At 38.0% G+C, this 17,109-nt stretch carries 15 protein-coding genes; 7 read left to right on the top strand and 8 right to left on the bottom strand.

Annotation, left to right across the window (positions count from 1 at the left end; genetic code table 11):
- Nucleotides 1–321: 321 nt before the first annotated feature.
- A complete protein-coding gene (gene optrA / locus K6V43_RS07715) occupies nt 322–2,289 on the bottom strand; it encodes an ABC-F type ribosomal protection protein OptrA (RefSeq protein ID WP_222382505.1) in 1,968 nt (655 codons plus the stop codon).
- Nucleotides 2,290–2,619: 330 nt separating this feature from the next.
- Nucleotides 2,620–3,405: a helix-turn-helix domain-containing protein gene (locus tag K6V43_RS07710; RefSeq protein WP_029171390.1), complete on the bottom strand. Its 786-nt coding sequence runs from the start codon at nt 3,403–3,405 to the stop codon at nt 2,620–2,622.
- Between the two features lie 211 nt (nt 3,406–3,616).
- On the opposite strand from K6V43_RS07710, the gene K6V43_RS07705 reads away from it, so the two are divergent.
- Entirely contained in the window at nt 3,617–4,297 is a 681-nt protein-coding gene (locus tag K6V43_RS07705; RefSeq protein WP_029180466.1) for an IS6-like element IS1216 family transposase, read from the top strand.
- 33 nt (nt 4,298–4,330) lie between these two features.
- Here K6V43_RS07705 and K6V43_RS07700 read toward each other — a convergent pair whose 3' ends face one another.
- The gene (locus K6V43_RS07700; RefSeq protein ID WP_029743928.1) at nt 4,331–4,633 is read right to left on the bottom strand and encodes a helix-turn-helix transcriptional regulator; all 303 of its coding nucleotides are present in this window, start codon (nt 4,631–4,633) and stop codon (nt 4,331–4,333) included.
- Nucleotides 4,634–4,762: 129 nt separating this feature from the next.
- Here K6V43_RS07700 and K6V43_RS07695 point away from each other — a divergent pair, with 129 nt between their 5' ends.
- Both K6V43_RS07695 and K6V43_RS07690 read left to right on the top strand, forming a co-directional pair.
- Complete coding sequence (locus K6V43_RS07695; protein WP_024376919.1) at nt 4,763–6,649, top strand: XRE family transcriptional regulator; 1,887 nt, start codon at nt 4,763–4,765, stop codon at nt 6,647–6,649.
- A gap of 396 nt (nt 6,650–7,045) precedes the next feature.
- Complete coding sequence (locus tag K6V43_RS07690; protein ID WP_024376920.1) at nt 7,046–7,615, top strand: hypothetical protein; 570 nt, start codon at nt 7,046–7,048, stop codon at nt 7,613–7,615.
- Between the two features lie 38 nt (nt 7,616–7,653).
- Here the strand turns inward: K6V43_RS07690 and K6V43_RS07685 are convergent, their stop codons facing one another.
- The 5 genes from K6V43_RS07685 to K6V43_RS11560 form a co-directional block, all read right to left on the bottom strand.
- Nucleotides 7,654–9,609 (bottom strand): DNA polymerase, encoded by a 1,956-nt coding sequence (locus tag K6V43_RS07685; protein WP_192369642.1) that lies wholly within the window; start codon nt 9,607–9,609, stop codon nt 7,654–7,656.
- 234 nt (nt 9,610–9,843) lie between these two features.
- On the bottom strand, nt 9,844–10,392 hold the full coding sequence (locus tag K6V43_RS07680) for a DUF2815 family protein (RefSeq protein WP_024411458.1): 549 nt from the start codon (nt 10,390–10,392) through the stop codon (nt 9,844–9,846).
- Between the two features lie 4 nt (nt 10,393–10,396).
- The gene (locus K6V43_RS07675) at nt 10,397–11,518 is read right to left on the bottom strand and encodes a DUF2800 domain-containing protein (protein WP_222382504.1); all 1,122 of its coding nucleotides are present in this window, start codon (nt 11,516–11,518) and stop codon (nt 10,397–10,399) included.
- On the bottom strand, nt 11,511–11,834 hold the full coding sequence (locus tag K6V43_RS07670; RefSeq protein WP_024411456.1) for a hypothetical protein: 324 nt from the start codon (nt 11,832–11,834) through the stop codon (nt 11,511–11,513). Before K6V43_RS07670 ends, K6V43_RS07675 begins: the two co-directional genes overlap by 8 nt.
- Nucleotides 11,809–11,943 carry a hypothetical protein gene (locus tag K6V43_RS11560; RefSeq protein WP_256547040.1) on the bottom strand — a complete coding sequence of 45 codons (135 nt, stop codon included), beginning with the start codon at nt 11,941–11,943 and terminating at the stop codon, nt 11,809–11,811. Before K6V43_RS11560 ends, K6V43_RS07670 begins: the two co-directional genes overlap by 26 nt.
- Nucleotides 11,944–12,231: 288 nt before the next feature.
- Between K6V43_RS11560 and K6V43_RS07665 the strand changes: the two genes are divergently transcribed.
- From K6V43_RS07665 to K6V43_RS07650, 4 genes are all read left to right on the top strand, one after another.
- On the top strand, nt 12,232–14,517 hold the full coding sequence (locus K6V43_RS07665; RefSeq protein ID WP_222382503.1) for a phage/plasmid primase, P4 family: 2,286 nt from the start codon (nt 12,232–12,234) through the stop codon (nt 14,515–14,517).
- A 283-nt stretch (nt 14,518–14,800) separates the two neighbouring features.
- Complete coding sequence (locus K6V43_RS07660) at nt 14,801–15,082, top strand: VRR-NUC domain-containing protein (RefSeq protein ID WP_024376926.1); 282 nt, start codon at nt 14,801–14,803, stop codon at nt 15,080–15,082.
- Nucleotides 15,063–16,439, top strand: coding sequence for a DEAD/DEAH box helicase (locus tag K6V43_RS07655; RefSeq protein ID WP_044688784.1), 1,377 nt, complete (start codon nt 15,063–15,065; stop codon nt 16,437–16,439). The genes K6V43_RS07660 and K6V43_RS07655 overlap by 20 nt, the downstream gene beginning before the upstream one ends.
- Nucleotides 16,432–16,935 (top strand): hypothetical protein, encoded by a 504-nt coding sequence (locus tag K6V43_RS07650; protein WP_000361943.1) that lies wholly within the window; start codon nt 16,432–16,434, stop codon nt 16,933–16,935. Before K6V43_RS07655 ends, K6V43_RS07650 begins: the two co-directional genes overlap by 8 nt.
- Nucleotides 16,936–17,109 lie beyond the last annotated feature (174 nt).

The following is a 17,109-nucleotide window of genomic DNA, read 5'->3' as shown; positions in this document are numbered from 1 at the left end:
TAAAAATATTAAACAGGAATTTATCGAAAATGGTAGAAAAGAAATTTATAAAAGGACTTATAAAGATTGATTATATAATATATGAAAAGCTATTATAAAAGACATTAAAATTAAATAACTAAAAAAGATGATAAATCTGAGAGTAATCTCAAGTTTATCATCTTATATATCCGACTCATCAGTCCGATTTGACAAAGAGCCCAAACTCAAAAGGTCTTCACATAGCGATTATATCTAATAAAAATTCATTAATTTTTTTACATTTTCAACAACCAGAATGTATCATTAACACTTTTACATCCTTATTGCATAACTCAAAAATTACATAACTTCCAATTCTCTCATCAACTGTTCCCATTCATTAAAATAATTACCCTGACACCTTTTAACATCATCAATTGATTTTTGTATTTCCGTCAGTACTATATAATCAGAAGAATTGTTTGGTTCAGAAATGATTTTATTCAATCTTTCTAATTCTTCATCATATTGATTTATTAACACTTCAAGCTTTTCAATTCGTTTCTCCTTCTTAACCTTCTCCTTCTCAATGGAGTTACGATCGCCTTTTACTGTGTTATTTTTCTCTACTTTCTGCTCAACTTTAATGTTATTAAATGGCTTTTCAGAATTCATCCTTTTTTTCTCGTACTCACCATAAGTAGATTGTACAAACTCTACACCATCCTTATCAAAAACAAGTAATCTGTCAGCAATCTTATTAGTAAAATATCTATCATGTGACACAAAAATAATTGTACCTTGATAACTGCATAAGATATTCTCTAAATTCTCTTTTCCAATAATATCCATGTGGTTTGTCGGTTCATCTAAGATTAAAACATTAGTACGTTTATATAATAATTTACATAATGTCAATCTAACCTTTTCTCCACCTGACAAAGAGGACACCGGTCTAAAAACATCATCTCCACTAAACTGAAATGAGCCAAGAGCAGTTCTGACCTCTGTGTCATTTAGCTCAGGGTATTCGCTTTGAAAAATTTCGAATAGTGTATCATCTCCACTGATTTGAGCAAGCTGTTGGTCAAAATAGCTAATTTCAACATTGTATCCGAATTTAAAATCTCCAGACAATGCTGCCACACCACCCATAAGTGTTTTAAGCAACGTGGATTTACCAATACCATTACTCCCAACAATTCCAAGCTTCTGTCCCCTTTCAAGGTTGAAATTAACCTTTGCAAGAGGAGTATCATAGCCTATCACAAGTTCTGAAGCACTTAATACTTGCCTTGAACTACTGATTCTCGGTTGAAATTTAGACATATAAGTTTTTGTATCGTATTGGTCTGGTGCATTTAATATTTGCATACGCTGTAATAATTTAATTTTAGATTGCACCATTTTAGCTTTCGTAGGTTTATAACGAAAACGTTCAATCAAGCGTGTAATCCTTTCAATTTCTATCTGTTGCAAGTCGTAATCTTTTTGCTGTTTGATATGATTTTCTCGTTTTTGCTCCTCAAAGGCTGAATAATTACCTTTATAACATTTGGTCTCTCCCCATTCGATTTCATAAACCTTATCCACAATTCGATTAAGAAACATTCTATCATGGGAAATAATAACCAATGTAGATTTATAACTTCTCAAATAACTCTCCAACCATTGTATTGTTTCTATATCAAGGTGGTTAGTAGGTTCATCAAGTAATAGAATGTCTGGCTTTGTTAAAAGTATTTTTATAAAAGCTATCTTAGTTCGCTGACCACCTGAAAATTCAGAAATGGGTTTTTTATAATCTGCTTCAGTAAAACCCATACTACGAATCATCGTTTCATATTCTTTTTGGTAGGTTAGACCTCCAAGAGCCATATACCTTTCACTGATATCAGAGTATTCATTGATGATTTTATCATCATATTGATTCTCCATTTTATCTATCAGCTGTTTCATCTTGTTTTCCATATCAATAAGCGTCTTAAATACCGTACGGACTTCATCCACCATTGATATACTTTCATCTTCAAAAGGCATCTGTCTTAAATAGCTAATATAAGGGTTACCGGTCTTTATTACTTGAAACTCACTTTCACCAGTTCCTTCTTCTAATTCAATTTCGCCTATAATAGCTTTTAGCAAGGTTGTTTTTCCACATCCATTTCTACCAACAATAGCAATCTTTTCATTATCATTGATTTCAATACCGATGTTTTCCAACACCATATTACCATCATAGTAAACGGCACCATTAATTATTTTGTATTGCATTTTCATATCCTCCTTTGCGTAAGTACTAGCAATTGCAAAGGTGGCTTCGGACAATAATTATTCCACTCCATGTAAAGCTTGTCACAGCCACCTATACATGAAGTTCTTTAAATGTTACTTTAGTTGTAGATTTCATTTGCTTCTCCCTCCTATCGTTTCAAATATAATTCAACTTCCCCCTTATTGTACCAAATCGCTAGCGCAATGGCTAACCTAAGTTTTAGCTTACACCTTTTCTGATAAAAACAAAGTAACTGATCCGTTATCTCATCCGACACCAGATTCCGCATATGCCCTGCTGTTCCCGTCAACAGAAACCGCAGCCACACTGGAAAAAGATACAAAAGGATTGCCGCAATTGATTCTTTGCATTAGCCATCAGCTTTACAAATCACTCTTTCTATATTCAAAAGGCGTTTTTCCTGTTTCTTTTTTAAACACGGATGTGAAGTAACTTTGTGAGTTAAATATAAGATATTCACTAATTTCTGATATTGACTGATTCGTATATACCAATAGAAATTTGGCATATGCTATTTTCTCCTTCTTAATGTATGCACCAACAGTCATACCTATATCTATCTTGAATTTACGCATGAAGTGATACTGACTTAGACCAATTTCTGTGCATATTGACTGAATGGTGAGCTGACGGTTGATATTTCTTTTAATCATCCTGACTGCTTTTGCTATGTCTGAAGAGACACCAGATACTCTATAATCTGCAGTACTTAAAGCGAAATGCTCCAAAATACTGTTATACATAGCAACGGACTCTTCTCTTTTTCTCAGAGAACTAAAGCGATTTCCGTAATAGCTACTGATTGCACCTGACATTTCAATAGGAAGACCGCCAGCAATAGCATAGTACATCGATAGATACAGACAGAATGTCAGCATGGATTTTGTTGATTGTTCATTATTACAAAATTCAAAAAGTGCATTAAGGTAATCTTGATCCCGGTTCAGCTGTTTAAGTGTAGTTATATCACCATTTTGGACAAGCTCAAGTCTTGTTCGTAAGTCCTGATAACTTTGTTCAATCGTCCGCTTTGAAAGCTCAGACGTTTGTAGTCCCATGATATCAGTCGAAAAAAATTGTACCAGTTTATTCACTAAACTCTCAATAGAAAAAGATAAATTCTTATCTAATGCAAAGTAATACATCATCACACATATTTCACTAAACTTTCTGATATCGAGCACAGTCAAATTTTTATCTAAAGTGAATTTAGGAGGCTTACTTGTCTGCTTTCTTCATTAGAATCAATCCTTTCTTAAAAGTCAATATTATTGTAACATAAATAGGTTCTGTTGCAAAGTTTTAAATCTACTATCAAATAAGGTAGAATAATAGAAAAAGATAGCAGGAGGAATGACGATGAATCATTTTAAAGGAAAGCAATTTCAGCAGGATGTGATTATTGTAGCCGTGGGCTACTATCTTCGTTATAACCTTAGCTATCGTGAAGTTCAAGAAATCTTATATGATCGTGGCATTAACGTTTCTCATACGACGATTTATCGTTGGGTGCAAGAATATGGCAAACTACTCTATCAAATTTGGAAAAAGAAAAATAAAAAATCCTTTTATTCATGGAAAATGGATGAAACGTACATCAAAATTAAAGTAAAATGGCATTATTTGTATCGAGCCATCGATGCAGATGGTTTAACCTTGGATATTTGGTTACGTAAAAAACGGGACACACAAGCAGCCTATGCTTTTCTTAAGCGGTTAGTGAAGCAGTTTGATGAACCGAAGGTTGTAGTCACAGATAAAGCCCCCTCTATTACAAGTGCCTTTAAGAAACTAAAAGAATACGGCTTTTATCAAGGGACAGAACATCGTACCATTAAATACCTGAATAATTTGATTGAACAAGACCATCGTCCAGTAAAGAGACGCAATAAATTCTATCGAAGTTTACGCACTGCCTCTACAACGATTAAAGGCATGGAAGCCATCCGAGGATTATATAAGAAAACCCGAAAAGAAGGCACTCTCTTCGGGTTTTCGGTCTGTACTGAAATCAAGGTATTATTGGGAATCCCAGCTTAAATCATAGATACCGTAAGGGATTTTATTCTTTATTTAAAACTTTGCAACAGAACCCTTTTGTTCCATGAGAAGGTTGTGAGTTAGCTCATCGACCTTCTTTTTGTTTGTCTTGTTGAGTTGTTTGTAGAGGGTGAGGTGGGGATGTTCTTCTTGAAGGTTACTTGCTTCTATATGGAGGACTTGAGCCAGTTCTTTGAGGTGTTTCTTATTAGGGACAGTTTTGCCTGTCTCCCAAGCAGACAGTGTGGCTCTTGTGACCCCTAGTTCGTTTGCGATAGCTGTTTGGGATAGATGATTGGTTAATCGATATTCTTTTAACTTACTGGCAGAAAACATTTTCTCACCCCTTTTGTCATTTTATAGATTGACAAAATTATATCATAGTGTATAATATAAAGCAAGAGTAAAGAGTAGGTATGTTTGTAATTCAAATCTCGATAGCACTATGTTTTAGGAGAACAGGATATGGCGTTTAATTCATTCGAAAAATTGCTTCAATCAAACTATTATAACGATATTTTCAAAGCAGTAGATAATTATATTTACCACCACCGTTCCTATATATCGGTCAAGTCACATACTGTTGAAGACCCAAACTTTAAGAAGTTGGATGATTTTGCGATAAAGAAAGTCTTGTCTCGTAAAGTTAGAGACGGAATAATTGTTTCTGAACTTCAGGTCATTGCTTCTCTTGAAATTAAGGGGCAGACGAAGTATGGCTATGAAATAGATAGTGCCAATCTGTGGTTAAGAATGACGGTTGAGTATGAGTTGAATGAAGGAATACATAATTTTACAGTTCTTCAGGTTAATCCCTTTGATCCAAAAGATTATGATAATAGTGAATTAGGTCTTAGTCCAGAATTTGTTCCATACATTAAAGCTAAGGATATGGATGAGATTGCGGAAGGAATTTTGAAGCAATATTACCCTCAAGCACTAGAAGCTCCCATGGCTTTGCCGATTGATGGCTATCTTGCCAATATCGGATTGACTAAGATGGAGGGTAAGTTAACAGAGGATAGTTCCATTTTTGGAGAGATGGTCTTCAAAGATACAGAAGTTCTATTTTATGATGAGGATACTCCAGAATCAAGACTCGTGAAGAAAAAGACTATTTTAGTAGATCCCGAAGTTATCTGCTTGCGTAATCAAGGGAGTTATAATAATACAATAGTCCATGAATCAGTTCACTGGTTGCTCCATCGTCATCATAATGAGTATAAAATGCTATTTGATCAGAATCATAAACGAAGTAGTAGTCTAAGAGATAACACTATCTCTAGTTCATCAGAGTGGAGAGACTATGACTGGATGGAGTGGCAGGCAAATGGAATTGCTGCTAGAATTCTGATGCCTAAGTCCATGACAAGGCAAAAGGTCAATCAACTCTTTACAGACTACTCCTTAAAATATGCTAGTGATGAGAAATTAACCATGTTTGAAAGAATCATAGATGACCTCGCAGAATTCTTTCAGGTCTCTCGCCTAGCGGCTAAAATTCGGTTACAACAATTGGGCTATCATGAATTTGAAGGCATTTATAATTTCGTTGGAGATGAATATCTACGAAGCTATGGTTGTGAACTTAAAGCTATGACTGAAAACAAAAGCTTCACTATTGCCTTTCCCAACGCTTGTCTGTTGAGTTGGAAGAATGAACAGTTTAGGAAGTTGATGGATTCAGGTCGATATGTTTATGTGGATAACCATTTTTGCTTGAATGATCCTCAATATGTGAACATGGTGGAGTACGGTATTTACGAAATGACAGACTATGCATACAAACATATGGATGAGTGTTGCCTATTGTTTGATATTTTCTATAAGACAGATAAAAATAAGTCTATATCGATCACTATCTTTAATGAGTATGTGATGTATCGTGGAAAATCGACGGTTGAAATAGAGGTGGATTTCTCTGAGTTCACCAATATTGTTAATGGTTCAATAATTCTAGATAGTGGACGAATATTTGAAGAGGTAGTCAGAATCAATGATGAGATGCCGAGTGGCTTTTGTGCCATGCTTATCTACCATCGTACACGCAAAAACATCACTCAAGAAGATCTTGCTGAGGCATCAGGTGTTAGTTTATCTACTATTCAGCGTTTTGAAACTCAAAGAGATGCGAGTAGGAAACTGGAAAAGATGATGGGGATTACTCTTGGAATGAAGCTATATCCTGACTTTAGCTTTAAGTTGATTGAAAAGAGTGGTACAACATTTAGAGATGAGATGCCGACTCATTGTGCTTATAAGATGTTGCTGAGATATTACTATCATTTGGGAGCTTATGAATGCAACCAGAAGTTGATAGAGATGAAGATTCCTGAATTTTGGGAAAAATAATTTTAACGACACCCTTCAAATTTTGAGGGGTGTTTTTTTGTTTGTTATGCGTGTATTTGAGAGTGGAGGTCATCAAGTTAAGTATGTGAAAGGAAGTTTCAAAAACACTGATTTTAACGATTTTATTGAATGAGGGAAGCTGTTCTACCCCTCATTTTTTGCTGTGTACCATTTCGTTCAATGGTACTATACTAGACTTATCAAGAACACCTTCTGTCAATACGGAGTCATGACGATGACCATAATTTCAGATGTAGAGATGGTGGGAAACTATTTCAGCTTGTGAAATTGGCTGACCGATAACATAGAGGAAAGTAACTATGCGGTCAAGAATATTTTTTGCATGCCTTGATTTGTCATGTGTGCTTTCGGTATTAACTGGAAAGCCAATCAATCATGACAATCAATGTCAACTTTTTCAACTACTGCCAAGCTCAATCTTCATCAACTGGAGTACATCCAACTGAAAGTGAAGTACTAGCACCTATGTTTGTACAGGATTACTACATGACTTCACATCATTCAGGTTTGCTACGTGGCACGTTTCGTCAATGTCGTATCATGGGTATTTCAATACTAACTGCCTTTGTTCCAGTCGCAGAAGAGGACTATGAACAGATGGTCTGGTGGTATAACAACTCAGTTAATGATTATCTCAAAGATTTTCGTAAGCCGAGTAAAAATGCCCCTAAAGTTTCATCCTGGGAAGCATTCACAGAGAAACAAGATTTACCAGTTATTGATGATGGGATTGAGCTTTATCTATTCATGGATCAATTTGAGTTTTTGAAATCAAAACTTGCAGAATCAAACTTTCAAGCACCAGAAATTTTGGAAATGCTATTTGATGGTTATGAGAATAAGGAAATCTTTGAAAAACTAGGAGTTCAGAAATCTGCAGGCTATAAAAAAGTCAATAATACTAAGAAAGAAGGGTTTGAGCTTTACAAAGAATTAAATAAATAACAGAATCGCCATCTCAATTGTGAGGTGGCGATTTTTTGCTAATCTTTCTGATAGAATATGCATTCGTATCCATCGGCACGAAGGTTAATATCAGACATCCAGTCTGGTGCAATCCCCATTAATAATGCAATCTCATCAAGTTTTTGTTCCATTGGGCATTCGATTATTACTTCATCATGTACATGTCCTACAATTTTAAACTCTTTCAGTTGTTTCAAAGAGTATGCAAGAATGTCACGGCTGATAGCTTGTACAATGTTCTCCACAAATTTTGGACCATAACTTTCTAACCTCTCCCAACGTTTAGCAGTTCCAGTTCCCTCATAAGTGACGGACTCTCCACCGAACTGGTTCTCTCCAATTCTTGGTTTAATATATGCTAATTTACGACCAGATGGGAGTGTAATGAATAGAATGCCACTTCTTACTTCAAATTGAATACCGTGAGTAGATGTTGGAATTTGTTCCTTTACAGCAGTCTTTACAGCATTATCGACATCCCACCATAAGAGAACGATATTGGGATTTGCTTGTCGCCAAGAGTTCACTAGTGGTTGGAGTTCTTCCTCCGATAGTCCCATATCAATTGCTCCCATGGCTTTGAGTGCACCGACTGAACCACCATATCCGCAAGCAAGTTCCGCAATTTTCCCTTTTTGTCTCAATTCAGAATTTTGTCCGTGTTTTTCAACTGGTACTCCAAACATCTGAGAAGCGGACATACAGTAGATGTCTTTTCCCAGTTCAAATACCTTACTACGCCATCTCTCCCCTGCCAAGTGGGACAGGATTCGAGCTTCGATAGCTGAAAAGTCGCAAACAATGAATTTCTTTCCTTTACTAGGGACAAAGGTCGTTCGGATAAGTTGAGATAAGGTATCTTGTGTGTCGTAGAGTAGCTCAGTAGCTTCTAAGTCACCTGTTCTGAAAAGTTCTCTAGCTTCCTCTAGGTCAGGAAGATGGTTCTGTGGTAAATTCTGAAGCTGTACCAAACGGCCAGCCCATCGACCTGTACGGTTAGCTCCGTAAAATTGAAACATCCCCCTTGCTCGACCGTCCTTACAAACACAGTTCATCATGGCTTGATATTTGGATACACTTGATTTGGCGGCTTGCTGACGAAGTTTAAGAACTTGAGCAGTCGTATGATCAACCATTTTGAGAAGTTCTTTCACCGCTTTTTTGTCGAGTGAATCTGTAGTTACTCCATGTTCACGTAGCCAGCCAATCATCTGTAGAACAGAGTTGGGATTTTCTAGACTTGTTAAAGCTTTCAGTTCCTCTTGGATTTGAGCTTTGCTCTCTGTATCAATTTTGATTGCTGCTTTAACAAAATCAACATCTATGCCAATACCTCGGTCGTTGATAATCTGATCCTGGAGGTACTCATCCCAAACAAAATCAGGTACTGGGAAGTTTTTCAGTCGTTCCTTGATGGCCAATTCGACCTCAACATCACGTCTGTTGTAATCGATAAAGGTAGACCACTTGTCAGGCGCGTGATTAGGGAAGTTGCGAATTCTCCCTCCATTGACCTTAGTAGGCTTACAAGGTACGCAGAAATAGCGAATGAGGTCAGTACCCTCTCTCATCTTTTGGTCTTTGAGTTTGAGAACTGTTCCAACTCCTTCAAGGGAGAGGGGGAGTCCTAAATAGGCTGACCAGATCATGCTACACCGCCATGAATTAGGCGAGAGAAATCCATCTAATAATAATTCAGGATGATGTTTCTTGAGCCAGTTGGACAGACAAATTCGCTCAAATGAAGCGTTGAATGCCCATTTGATGACTCTATCGTCTACTAAAGCTTCAAGAATATCTTGTGGTAACTTCTCTTTATTAAAGTCGTAAACAGTCACTGGTCCATTATCGACAGAAACCGCAAACAAAAGGAGTTCAAAACTGTCATCTTCCGCATAGCGATATACACCAGATTTTCGTAAGTCAATTTCACAATAAGTTTCGATGTCTATACTGATCTCTTTAATTGGCATAGTTTGTCCTTTCTGAAAAAGGTGACAGAAGTACTGCCACCTTGAGTTCTATTTGTTTTTTCGACTGAGTGGTGTTTGACTAAGTTTTTCTTTATTTTGCTTTGCCTTTCGTTCCATTTCATTTCGAATGTCATCTCTAATGGTCATATATCCGAAGTATAGTCCGATAAGCACCCAGAGGCTCATAATAGTACAAGTTAAAATAGTATACATCATTAATCTAATTCTCTCTTTCTAGTTCAAAAAGTCATCATCGTCTTCTGTCGCAAAATCATCTTCAGCACGAGTGCGACCACCGAGGGGCTCGCCATCACGCAATTTTTGCAAGTTATTCAAACCGCAAGCAATCCCTTTATTGCCATTGGAATTAAATGCGTAGAAGGTAATAGAAGCACGTCCGTAGATGCCTGAATACAATTCTGATGTATCAATGATTTCTTGACGATTTCCGTCAACCACCCCAGGTTTGTGTGGAGAGTTGGCATTCACAAAGTAAGCATTTTTGTATGCTTCATCATCCGGGCGTTCAAGGTCACCATCACGAAGTGGAGTTTTTAGAGTAGATAATGCAGGTACAGATTTACCGTTGCCCTTGAGTTTTGACTCACCTTCTTTGTATGCTTGCTCAATAGCGGCATTGATTTTGTTAATGGTGACAGTATCCTCTTTTGGGATGATGAGTGAGGCACTGTACTTGGGAATACTACCGTTAATTGACTTGGGCTCATTGGCATTTAAGTAGCTGAAGCGAGTGTTTGGTCCTGTAATTACTTTAGTTGTCATATAGTTATTCCTCTTTAAATTCATGTTTGGCTAGGTTCATCTCTTGACGGCTATCGTCAATTGGAACGAGTGTTGGTTTACCACTTGGCTTTATTATGAGACCACCAAGGAGGTCATTAAAGGTTTTCTTGCCGAGGAGTTTGGTCATGGCAGTGATAGTGAGCAGTTTCTTCTCGTAAGGGTCGAAGCCAGCTTCAATCACAGCTTGACTCACGGCAGCTTCGTCTGAAAATTTACGAACAGAGCGACCTTCAACCAGTTTGTTTCCTGGGATGTGATGTCCTTCGGTCGCTTGATTTAAAGCATATGCTTTGATGTCATTTGCCCATGAAATCAACAAATCTAGTTTAGGCAAAATCTCTGCAATGTCCTCGTTATCTAGTGTTTCTGGCTTTGCAAACTCCATCTTAGCTAGTGCCAAATTATCCTCAGCACGTTTGCGACAGACATTCTTGAGTTTGCAGAATTGGCAGTGTTTACCAGACTCCATTTCTCCCTCACCTTTGAATGCAAGTTCAGCTTTTGGAGCGAGTTCATTTTCAGCCCATTCAAGCAACTCAGTCTTTTCTATCTCAAAGGTAGATATGTTATGTTTTCGTGGTTGAAAGATGGTCATGGTGACTTTATCGAAATCATAAAGCCCATCAAACATCTCAAGAGCACCTAGGGCATAACACATCATTTGTGGGTTATGGTCTGCATCAACTAGAACACCAAGTCCGTGCTTATAATCAATAACCTGAAGAAGTCCATCTGCCACAATAAGGCAATCTCCAGTTCCAAATCCTTCAGGTACCCACTTAGAAAAGTCCAGTCGTTGTTCGATAAGAACTGTAGGGTCACGAGAGTAGCCTCTGGCTTTCTCAACTTGCTCCATGACATAGTTGCGGTATTCTTCTGCGCAATTCTGCATGTCATCGTTGTAAAATGCCAAATCCTCAGTTGGATCACGCGCATTCCTACCTAAAGCTTTCTCGACTAGATAAGCACATAACTCGTGAGCATCCGTACCTTCAAGGGCAAACTCAGAGTTTACATCTGGCATATCTTCTGTTAACCGAATGGAAGGTGGGCAGTTCAACCAACGATGTGATGCAGAAGCAGATAGAATGGCGTGGTTAGTCATTACCAATCCCTCCAGCTTCTTCAAGGACTGCCGCAAAGTGTTTAGGGTCAAGAGCTGATAGAGAAGAAGCACCGTATGCATTTAGAAGAGCACGAACCTCATTCTTAAAGCCATCTTTTGCCTTTGTTGCAAGGACTGCACGGACATCCTCCAATTGAATTTCCTTTTGTAGTTCATTTTTTGGTGGATTTGATTTAGGTACTGTTTCATCATCAGTAGATAGGAGTTTTTTGAACTCATCCACCAATCGAAGGTAGTACTTTGCAGTTTCTTCCATATCATGAATTAGTCTATTCAGTTCTTTCATTTTGCTCATTGTTTTCTTCCTCCATAATTTTCCGAGCGAGTAGTTTTGAGATGACGCTGATAGCGATGAGAGTATCAGCTACGTTTTCATCAGGTTTGATGTATGGTTCGTTTACCATATTTGGTCCTCCTATCTTACTAAGTAAGGTTTTGATTAATTTTTCCACTTTGTAAGAGATTTTTTTTAGCCATATCCCTTACACATTACTAAGTAGAACCAAGTGATGTTTTTCCGTTAGATTTGAAAAAATTTTGAGTATCAAAAAAGTTTCCTGTGCAATTTAATAGGAAACTTCTATTTTTTTGAATAATTTTTTCTGAGAGAGCGGAAAGATTTGTCAGATTCTTACTTAGTAAGTTAAGAAGATATATTTCTAAAAATACTGCAAAAATATGGAGGGTGCATAATGCAATTTACCTTATCTCATTCAGGACAGACTGGGGTTCAGACAACCACTGTCTACCCCAATCAAGTAGCTATTACTGATGAAATATCGCTACAAACTGTTGTGCAATTCGACCATGTGGCGGGGCTGTTTTTAAACAATACACGCTCAAATGCCAATTTCATCAAGTCAGATGTACTGGTCATGGATATTGATAATGACCATTCTGAAAATCCAGAAGAGTGGATAGCTGTAGAGAGACTAAAAGAAATCTTTGCGGATTATAACTTTGCCTTGGTAACTAGTCGAAGTCATATGCAGGCTAAGGCAGGAAAAGCTCCAAGACCAAAATTTCATATTTATTTCCAAATCAATGAGGTAACTGATAAAGATATTTATGTAGCCATGAAGGAAGAACTCTGTAATCAATACAAGTTTTTTGATGATCATGCCAAGGATGCGGCAAGGTTTTTCTTTGGAAATCCCAATGCACAGGTTATATGGCATGATTCATGGCTAACTATTGATGAAGATTTGTTTCAAGCTGTGTCTATTGATGATGAGGAAGATTTCGATGCAGACTTCTATACTCCTACAAGTGGACCAATCCAGCAAGGGAGTCGTAATTCAACGATGTCAGTTTTTGCTGCGAAAATTCTCAAACGATTAGGCGTGACCCAAGAAGCTAGGGATGGTTTTGATGAGCAGGCACAGAAATGTGTACCGCCACTAGATAAAACAGAGTTAGATACCATCTGGGGAAGTGCTGTGCGATTCTACAACAGAACTATAAAAACATCTAAAGGCTATGTGGCTCCCGATGCTTTCAATAGAGAAACATTAAAACCAGATGATTACTCAGATGTTGGGGAAGCAGGAGTTCTTGCAAGAGAGTATGGGAACAGGCTCGCTTATACCAATGCAACGGACTATCTTTACTATGACGGAACTCACTGGCGTGAGAATAAGCAGTTGGCATTAGGTGCAGTTGTGCACTTTACTGATGAACAACTTGCTGAAGCGAATGCACTCTTGGAATCTGCAGTGAAGCAACTTCAGTCTTCAGGTATTGATGAATTGACCATTAAGGCTGGTGGAAAGCGTCTAGAAAATGCAGTCGAAACTCCACTTCAGTTGAAATATTTAAAAGCTTATCTAGCAGCTAAAGAGTTCCATAAATTTGTTATGAAACATCGTGACTATAAGAATTTGATGGCTGTATATAACACAGCTAAGCCAATGCTTTCAGTAGAATTGTCAGAATTAGATAGTGATGACTTATTACTCAATACGCCAGATGCTACCTATGATTTACGAAAAGGAATAAATGGGTCACAAGAACACAATCCTGAAGATTATATAACTAAAATGACAGCAGTCTCTCCTAGTGATCAGGGAATGGGATTATGGCAGGAAACTTTAGCTACCTTTTTCTGTAATGACCAAGAATTGATTGATTATGTTCAAGAAATTATTGGTATGGCAGCCATCGGGAAGGTCTATCAGGAACATATGATTATTGCCTACGGAGGTGGGGCAAACGGCAAGTCTACTTTTTGGAACACCATCGCTCGTGTGCTAGGGAGCTATTCAGGAAAATTATCAGCGGATGCCTTAACCATGTCAAACAAGCGAAATGTCAGTCCTGAGCTTGCAGAGCTTAAAGGGAAACGACTGGTCATTGCTTCTGAAATGGCAGAAGGGATGAGACTCAATACAGCCGTTGTTAAGCAGATTACCTCAACAGATGAAATCCAAGCTGAGAAAAAGTACAAGGATCCATTTCACTTCGTGCCATCACACACGCTGGTTCTTTACACCAACCATCTGCCTAAAGTAGGGGCGAACGATGATGGAACGTGGCGACGTTTGCTTGTTATCCCATTTAATGCCAAAATCACTGGTCGCTCTGACATCAAAAACTTTGCGGACCATCTGTATGACAATGCGGCACCAGCAATTTTGTCTTGGATTATCGAAGGTGCAGAAAAAGCTATTAAAGCGAACTTCAAAACAAAAGTACCAACTGCTGTATCCTCTTCCGTCAAAGCCTATCGTGAGGCCAATGATTGGTTAGGACACTTCCTTAGTGACTGCTGTCAAGTTGGTGATCAGTTGACAGAAAAATCAGGAGAACTATACAGTCAGTATCGTGCTTATTGTGCCAAAAACATGGAGTATACACGCAGTACGACCGATTTTTATTCTGCTCTTGATCAGGCAGGTTTTAAACGAAAACGGACAAGTAAAGGTAACCTCATTCTTGGTTTGAAATTGGTTGATGATGGCTATGATTTCTTAGATTAGTGACCAGCATTTTTAGCCACCTTACCTCCACAAGAGAGGTGATGGACTAATTTAGGTGTGTAGGTCGTTGACTGAATGGTTGGAACTTATTTTGAATGAGGTTTCAGATAAATGATTAAAACGACCAACATGAGTGACATTTTTTGATTTTGTGTAGGTCTATTATGGTCTTTTCTAAAACTATCCTATAAGCAAAAATTACTATAAAAAAGCCTATAAGAGGAGTTTTGGAAATGACTGCACTAGACCTACACACTTCAATTTGACGAAAGGATTTAGAACGATGAGAGAAAAGTACGTTGAGCAAGCTTTGGTGAAGTCTGTGAAAGCTAGAGGAGGCATTTGTCCTAAGTGGGTATCACCATCTTTTTCTGGTGTGCCAGATCGCTTGGTGTTTTTACCCAATGGCAAGTTTGGCTTGGTGGAAGTAAAAGCTCCTGACCAAAAGCCAAGGATGTTACAAGAGTCCAGGCACAAACTGTTCGAGCGGTTAGGCTTTACGGTTTATGTGATTGACCGCATTGAGATGATTGGAGATGTGCTAGATGAAATTGACATTACATAACTATCAAGTAGTCGCCAAGGACTTTATCATTGGTCACCCTAATGCAGCGGTCATCTTAGACATGGGGATGGGAAAAACGGCTACAACTTTGTCTGCGGTGAATGAGCTGATGTTTGATAGATTTGAAGTCACTAAGGTTTTGGTTATTGCCCCACTTCGAGTCGCAAATACTGTTTGGAGTGATGAGATTGAACAATGGGCGGAGTTGCGTCACTTGCGTTATTCGAAAATTGTGGGAACTCCCAAGCAACGAAAAGTAGCTCTCCAGAAAGATGCGGATATCTATATCGTCAATCGTGAAAACCTCCCTTGGCTGGTGGAACAATGTAGTCCCTATTTCAAGTGGGATATGGTAGTGATTGATGAATTGAGTTCTTTCAAGTCTTGGCAGTCCAAGCGTTTCAAAGCCTTCATGGCTATGCGACCTTACATGAAACGTATCGTTGGTTTGACAGGAACTCCAAGCTCAAATGGGTTAATGGACTTGTTCGCAGAGTTTAAAGTCATTGACGGAGGAGAACGTCTTGGTCGCTTCATCGGTGAGTTTCGTAGTCGTTACTTTGAAGAAGGTCGTCGTAACGGAAACATTGTTTATGAATACATCCCCATGGACTATGCGGAGTGTCAAATTCAAGACAAGATTAGTGATATTACCATTTCTATGAAGGCCTTAGACTATCTGGACATGCCTGAATTGATTTCAACCAAGAAACTGGTGCGTATGTCAGAAAAGGAAAAAGAAAAATATAGTCAGTTCAAGAAAGAGTATGTATTGTCAGAGTTGGATGGATTAGAAGTAACTGCTGCCAATGCTGCAAGCCTAACGAACAAATTAGTTCAGTTGTCCAATGGAGCCGTATATTCTGATGATCATACGGTTGTGGCATTACATGAACAGAAACTAGATGCCCTTGAAGATATCCTTGAATCCGCAAATGGAGAGCCTGTCTTAGTTGCTTATTGGTTCAAACATGACTTAGCTCGGATTCTGGGTCGTTTAGAAAAACTCAATGTAAAGAGTCGGGTGTTGAAAACAGAAGAAGATATTCGTGAATGGAACAAGGGAAATGTCCCAGTTGGCTTACTTCATCCAGCTGGAGCTGGTCATGGGTTGAACCTCCAAAAAGGTGGTCACCACTTGGTCTGGTTTGGTTTAACGTGGTCATTGGAACTATACCAACAAACAAATGCACGACTTTGGCGTCAAGGCCAGGAGGCTGAGACAGTTGTTATTCAACACATTGTGACTGAAGGAACGATTGATGAGGAAATTCTCAAGGCACTAGAAAACAAAGATGCACAACAAGAACGGCTGATTGAAGCTGTTAAAGCACAAGTAGGAGGAACAGATGGATAAGGTGGAATATATAGCTAAAAACTATCGTGACATGAAAATGAAGTTACATTTAGTTCAGGAGAAATTGCTCAACTATCGACCTATCTCAGAGAATAGTGTGATTCAGTCACTGGTATTTGAGAAGTCAGAGCATGAAAAGGTCAAGAAAAGTAAAAACCATGGTCGTAGTGAGCTGATTTCTCTTAGTTTTAGAGAAAAACAAGAACAAGAAAATCAAGAGTACCTCAGTAGTTTGCTTAATACCTACTACTGCTTAAAAATGGATCTTTACTACTTTGAGTTCGTTATGGAGCTAATACCTGAGGATTTGAAGCCATTAGCCAAGGATTTAATTTACTTAGGCAAGAGTTGGACTGAACTAGAAGAGATTTATGAAATCAGTCATTCAACACTTGCTTATCGTAGGCGTAAGATTCTAAAACAATTACGCAAGTGTTATCGTTGGACTTCAAAAAGTCTTGAACTTAAGGTGGAAGATTATCACATCCCTATCTAGTGATGGTTGAGTGCACTAAATTGGTACTAAATTAGCACTAAATTTGTACTGGTTTAGTACTGATTTTCAACCTAGACCTGTGATATACTTAAGATGTCAAAAAAGATAAAAATCTCCCTCAAATGACTGGATATTCTTTGGCTGATAGGGTAATATACACCTAGAAAAACCAAA

Origin of the sequence: Streptococcus suis (assembly GCF_019794615.1) — a bacterium.
Classification (GTDB): domain Bacteria; phylum Bacillota; class Bacilli; order Lactobacillales; family Streptococcaceae; genus Streptococcus; species Streptococcus suis_AI.
Note: the sequence above shows the minus strand (reverse complement) of the source record. Positions and strands in the feature narration are given on the sequence as shown.

What these genes read in the sequence shown, in the direction of transcription:
- K6V43_RS07710 (WP_029171390.1), bottom strand. Translation starts at nt 3,405, where the DNA reads ATGATGTATTACTTTGCATTAGATAAGAATTTATCTTTTTCTATTGAG.
- K6V43_RS07705 (WP_029180466.1), top strand. Translation starts at nt 3,617, where the DNA reads ATGAATCATTTTAAAGGAAAGCAATTTCAGCAGGATGTGATTATTGTA.
- K6V43_RS07700 (WP_029743928.1), bottom strand. Translation starts at nt 4,633, where the DNA reads ATGTTTTCTGCCAGTAAGTTAAAAGAATATCGATTAACCAATCATCTA.
- K6V43_RS07695 (WP_024376919.1), top strand. Translation starts at nt 4,763, where the DNA reads ATGGCGTTTAATTCATTCGAAAAATTGCTTCAATCAAACTATTATAAC.
- K6V43_RS07690 (WP_024376920.1), top strand. Translation starts at nt 7,046, where the DNA reads ATGACAATCAATGTCAACTTTTTCAACTACTGCCAAGCTCAATCTTCA.
- K6V43_RS07685 (WP_192369642.1), bottom strand. Translation starts at nt 9,609, where the DNA reads ATGCCAATTAAAGAGATCAGTATAGACATCGAAACTTATTGTGAAATT.
- K6V43_RS07680 (WP_024411458.1), bottom strand. Translation starts at nt 10,392, where the DNA reads ATGACAACTAAAGTAATTACAGGACCAAACACTCGCTTCAGCTACTTA.
- K6V43_RS07675 (WP_222382504.1), bottom strand. Translation starts at nt 11,518, where the DNA reads ATGACTAACCACGCCATTCTATCTGCTTCTGCATCACATCGTTGGTTG.
- K6V43_RS07670 (WP_024411456.1), bottom strand. Translation starts at nt 11,834, where the DNA reads ATGAGCAAAATGAAAGAACTGAATAGACTAATTCATGATATGGAAGAA.
- K6V43_RS11560 (WP_256547040.1), bottom strand. Translation starts at nt 11,943, where the DNA reads ATGGTAAACGAACCATACATCAAACCTGATGAAAACGTAGCTGATACT.
- K6V43_RS07665 (WP_222382503.1), top strand. Translation starts at nt 12,232, where the DNA reads ATGCAATTTACCTTATCTCATTCAGGACAGACTGGGGTTCAGACAACC.
- K6V43_RS07660 (WP_024376926.1), top strand. Translation starts at nt 14,801, where the DNA reads ATGAGAGAAAAGTACGTTGAGCAAGCTTTGGTGAAGTCTGTGAAAGCT.
- K6V43_RS07655 (WP_044688784.1), top strand. Translation starts at nt 15,063, where the DNA reads ATGAAATTGACATTACATAACTATCAAGTAGTCGCCAAGGACTTTATC.
- K6V43_RS07650 (WP_000361943.1), top strand. Translation starts at nt 16,432, where the DNA reads ATGGATAAGGTGGAATATATAGCTAAAAACTATCGTGACATGAAAATG.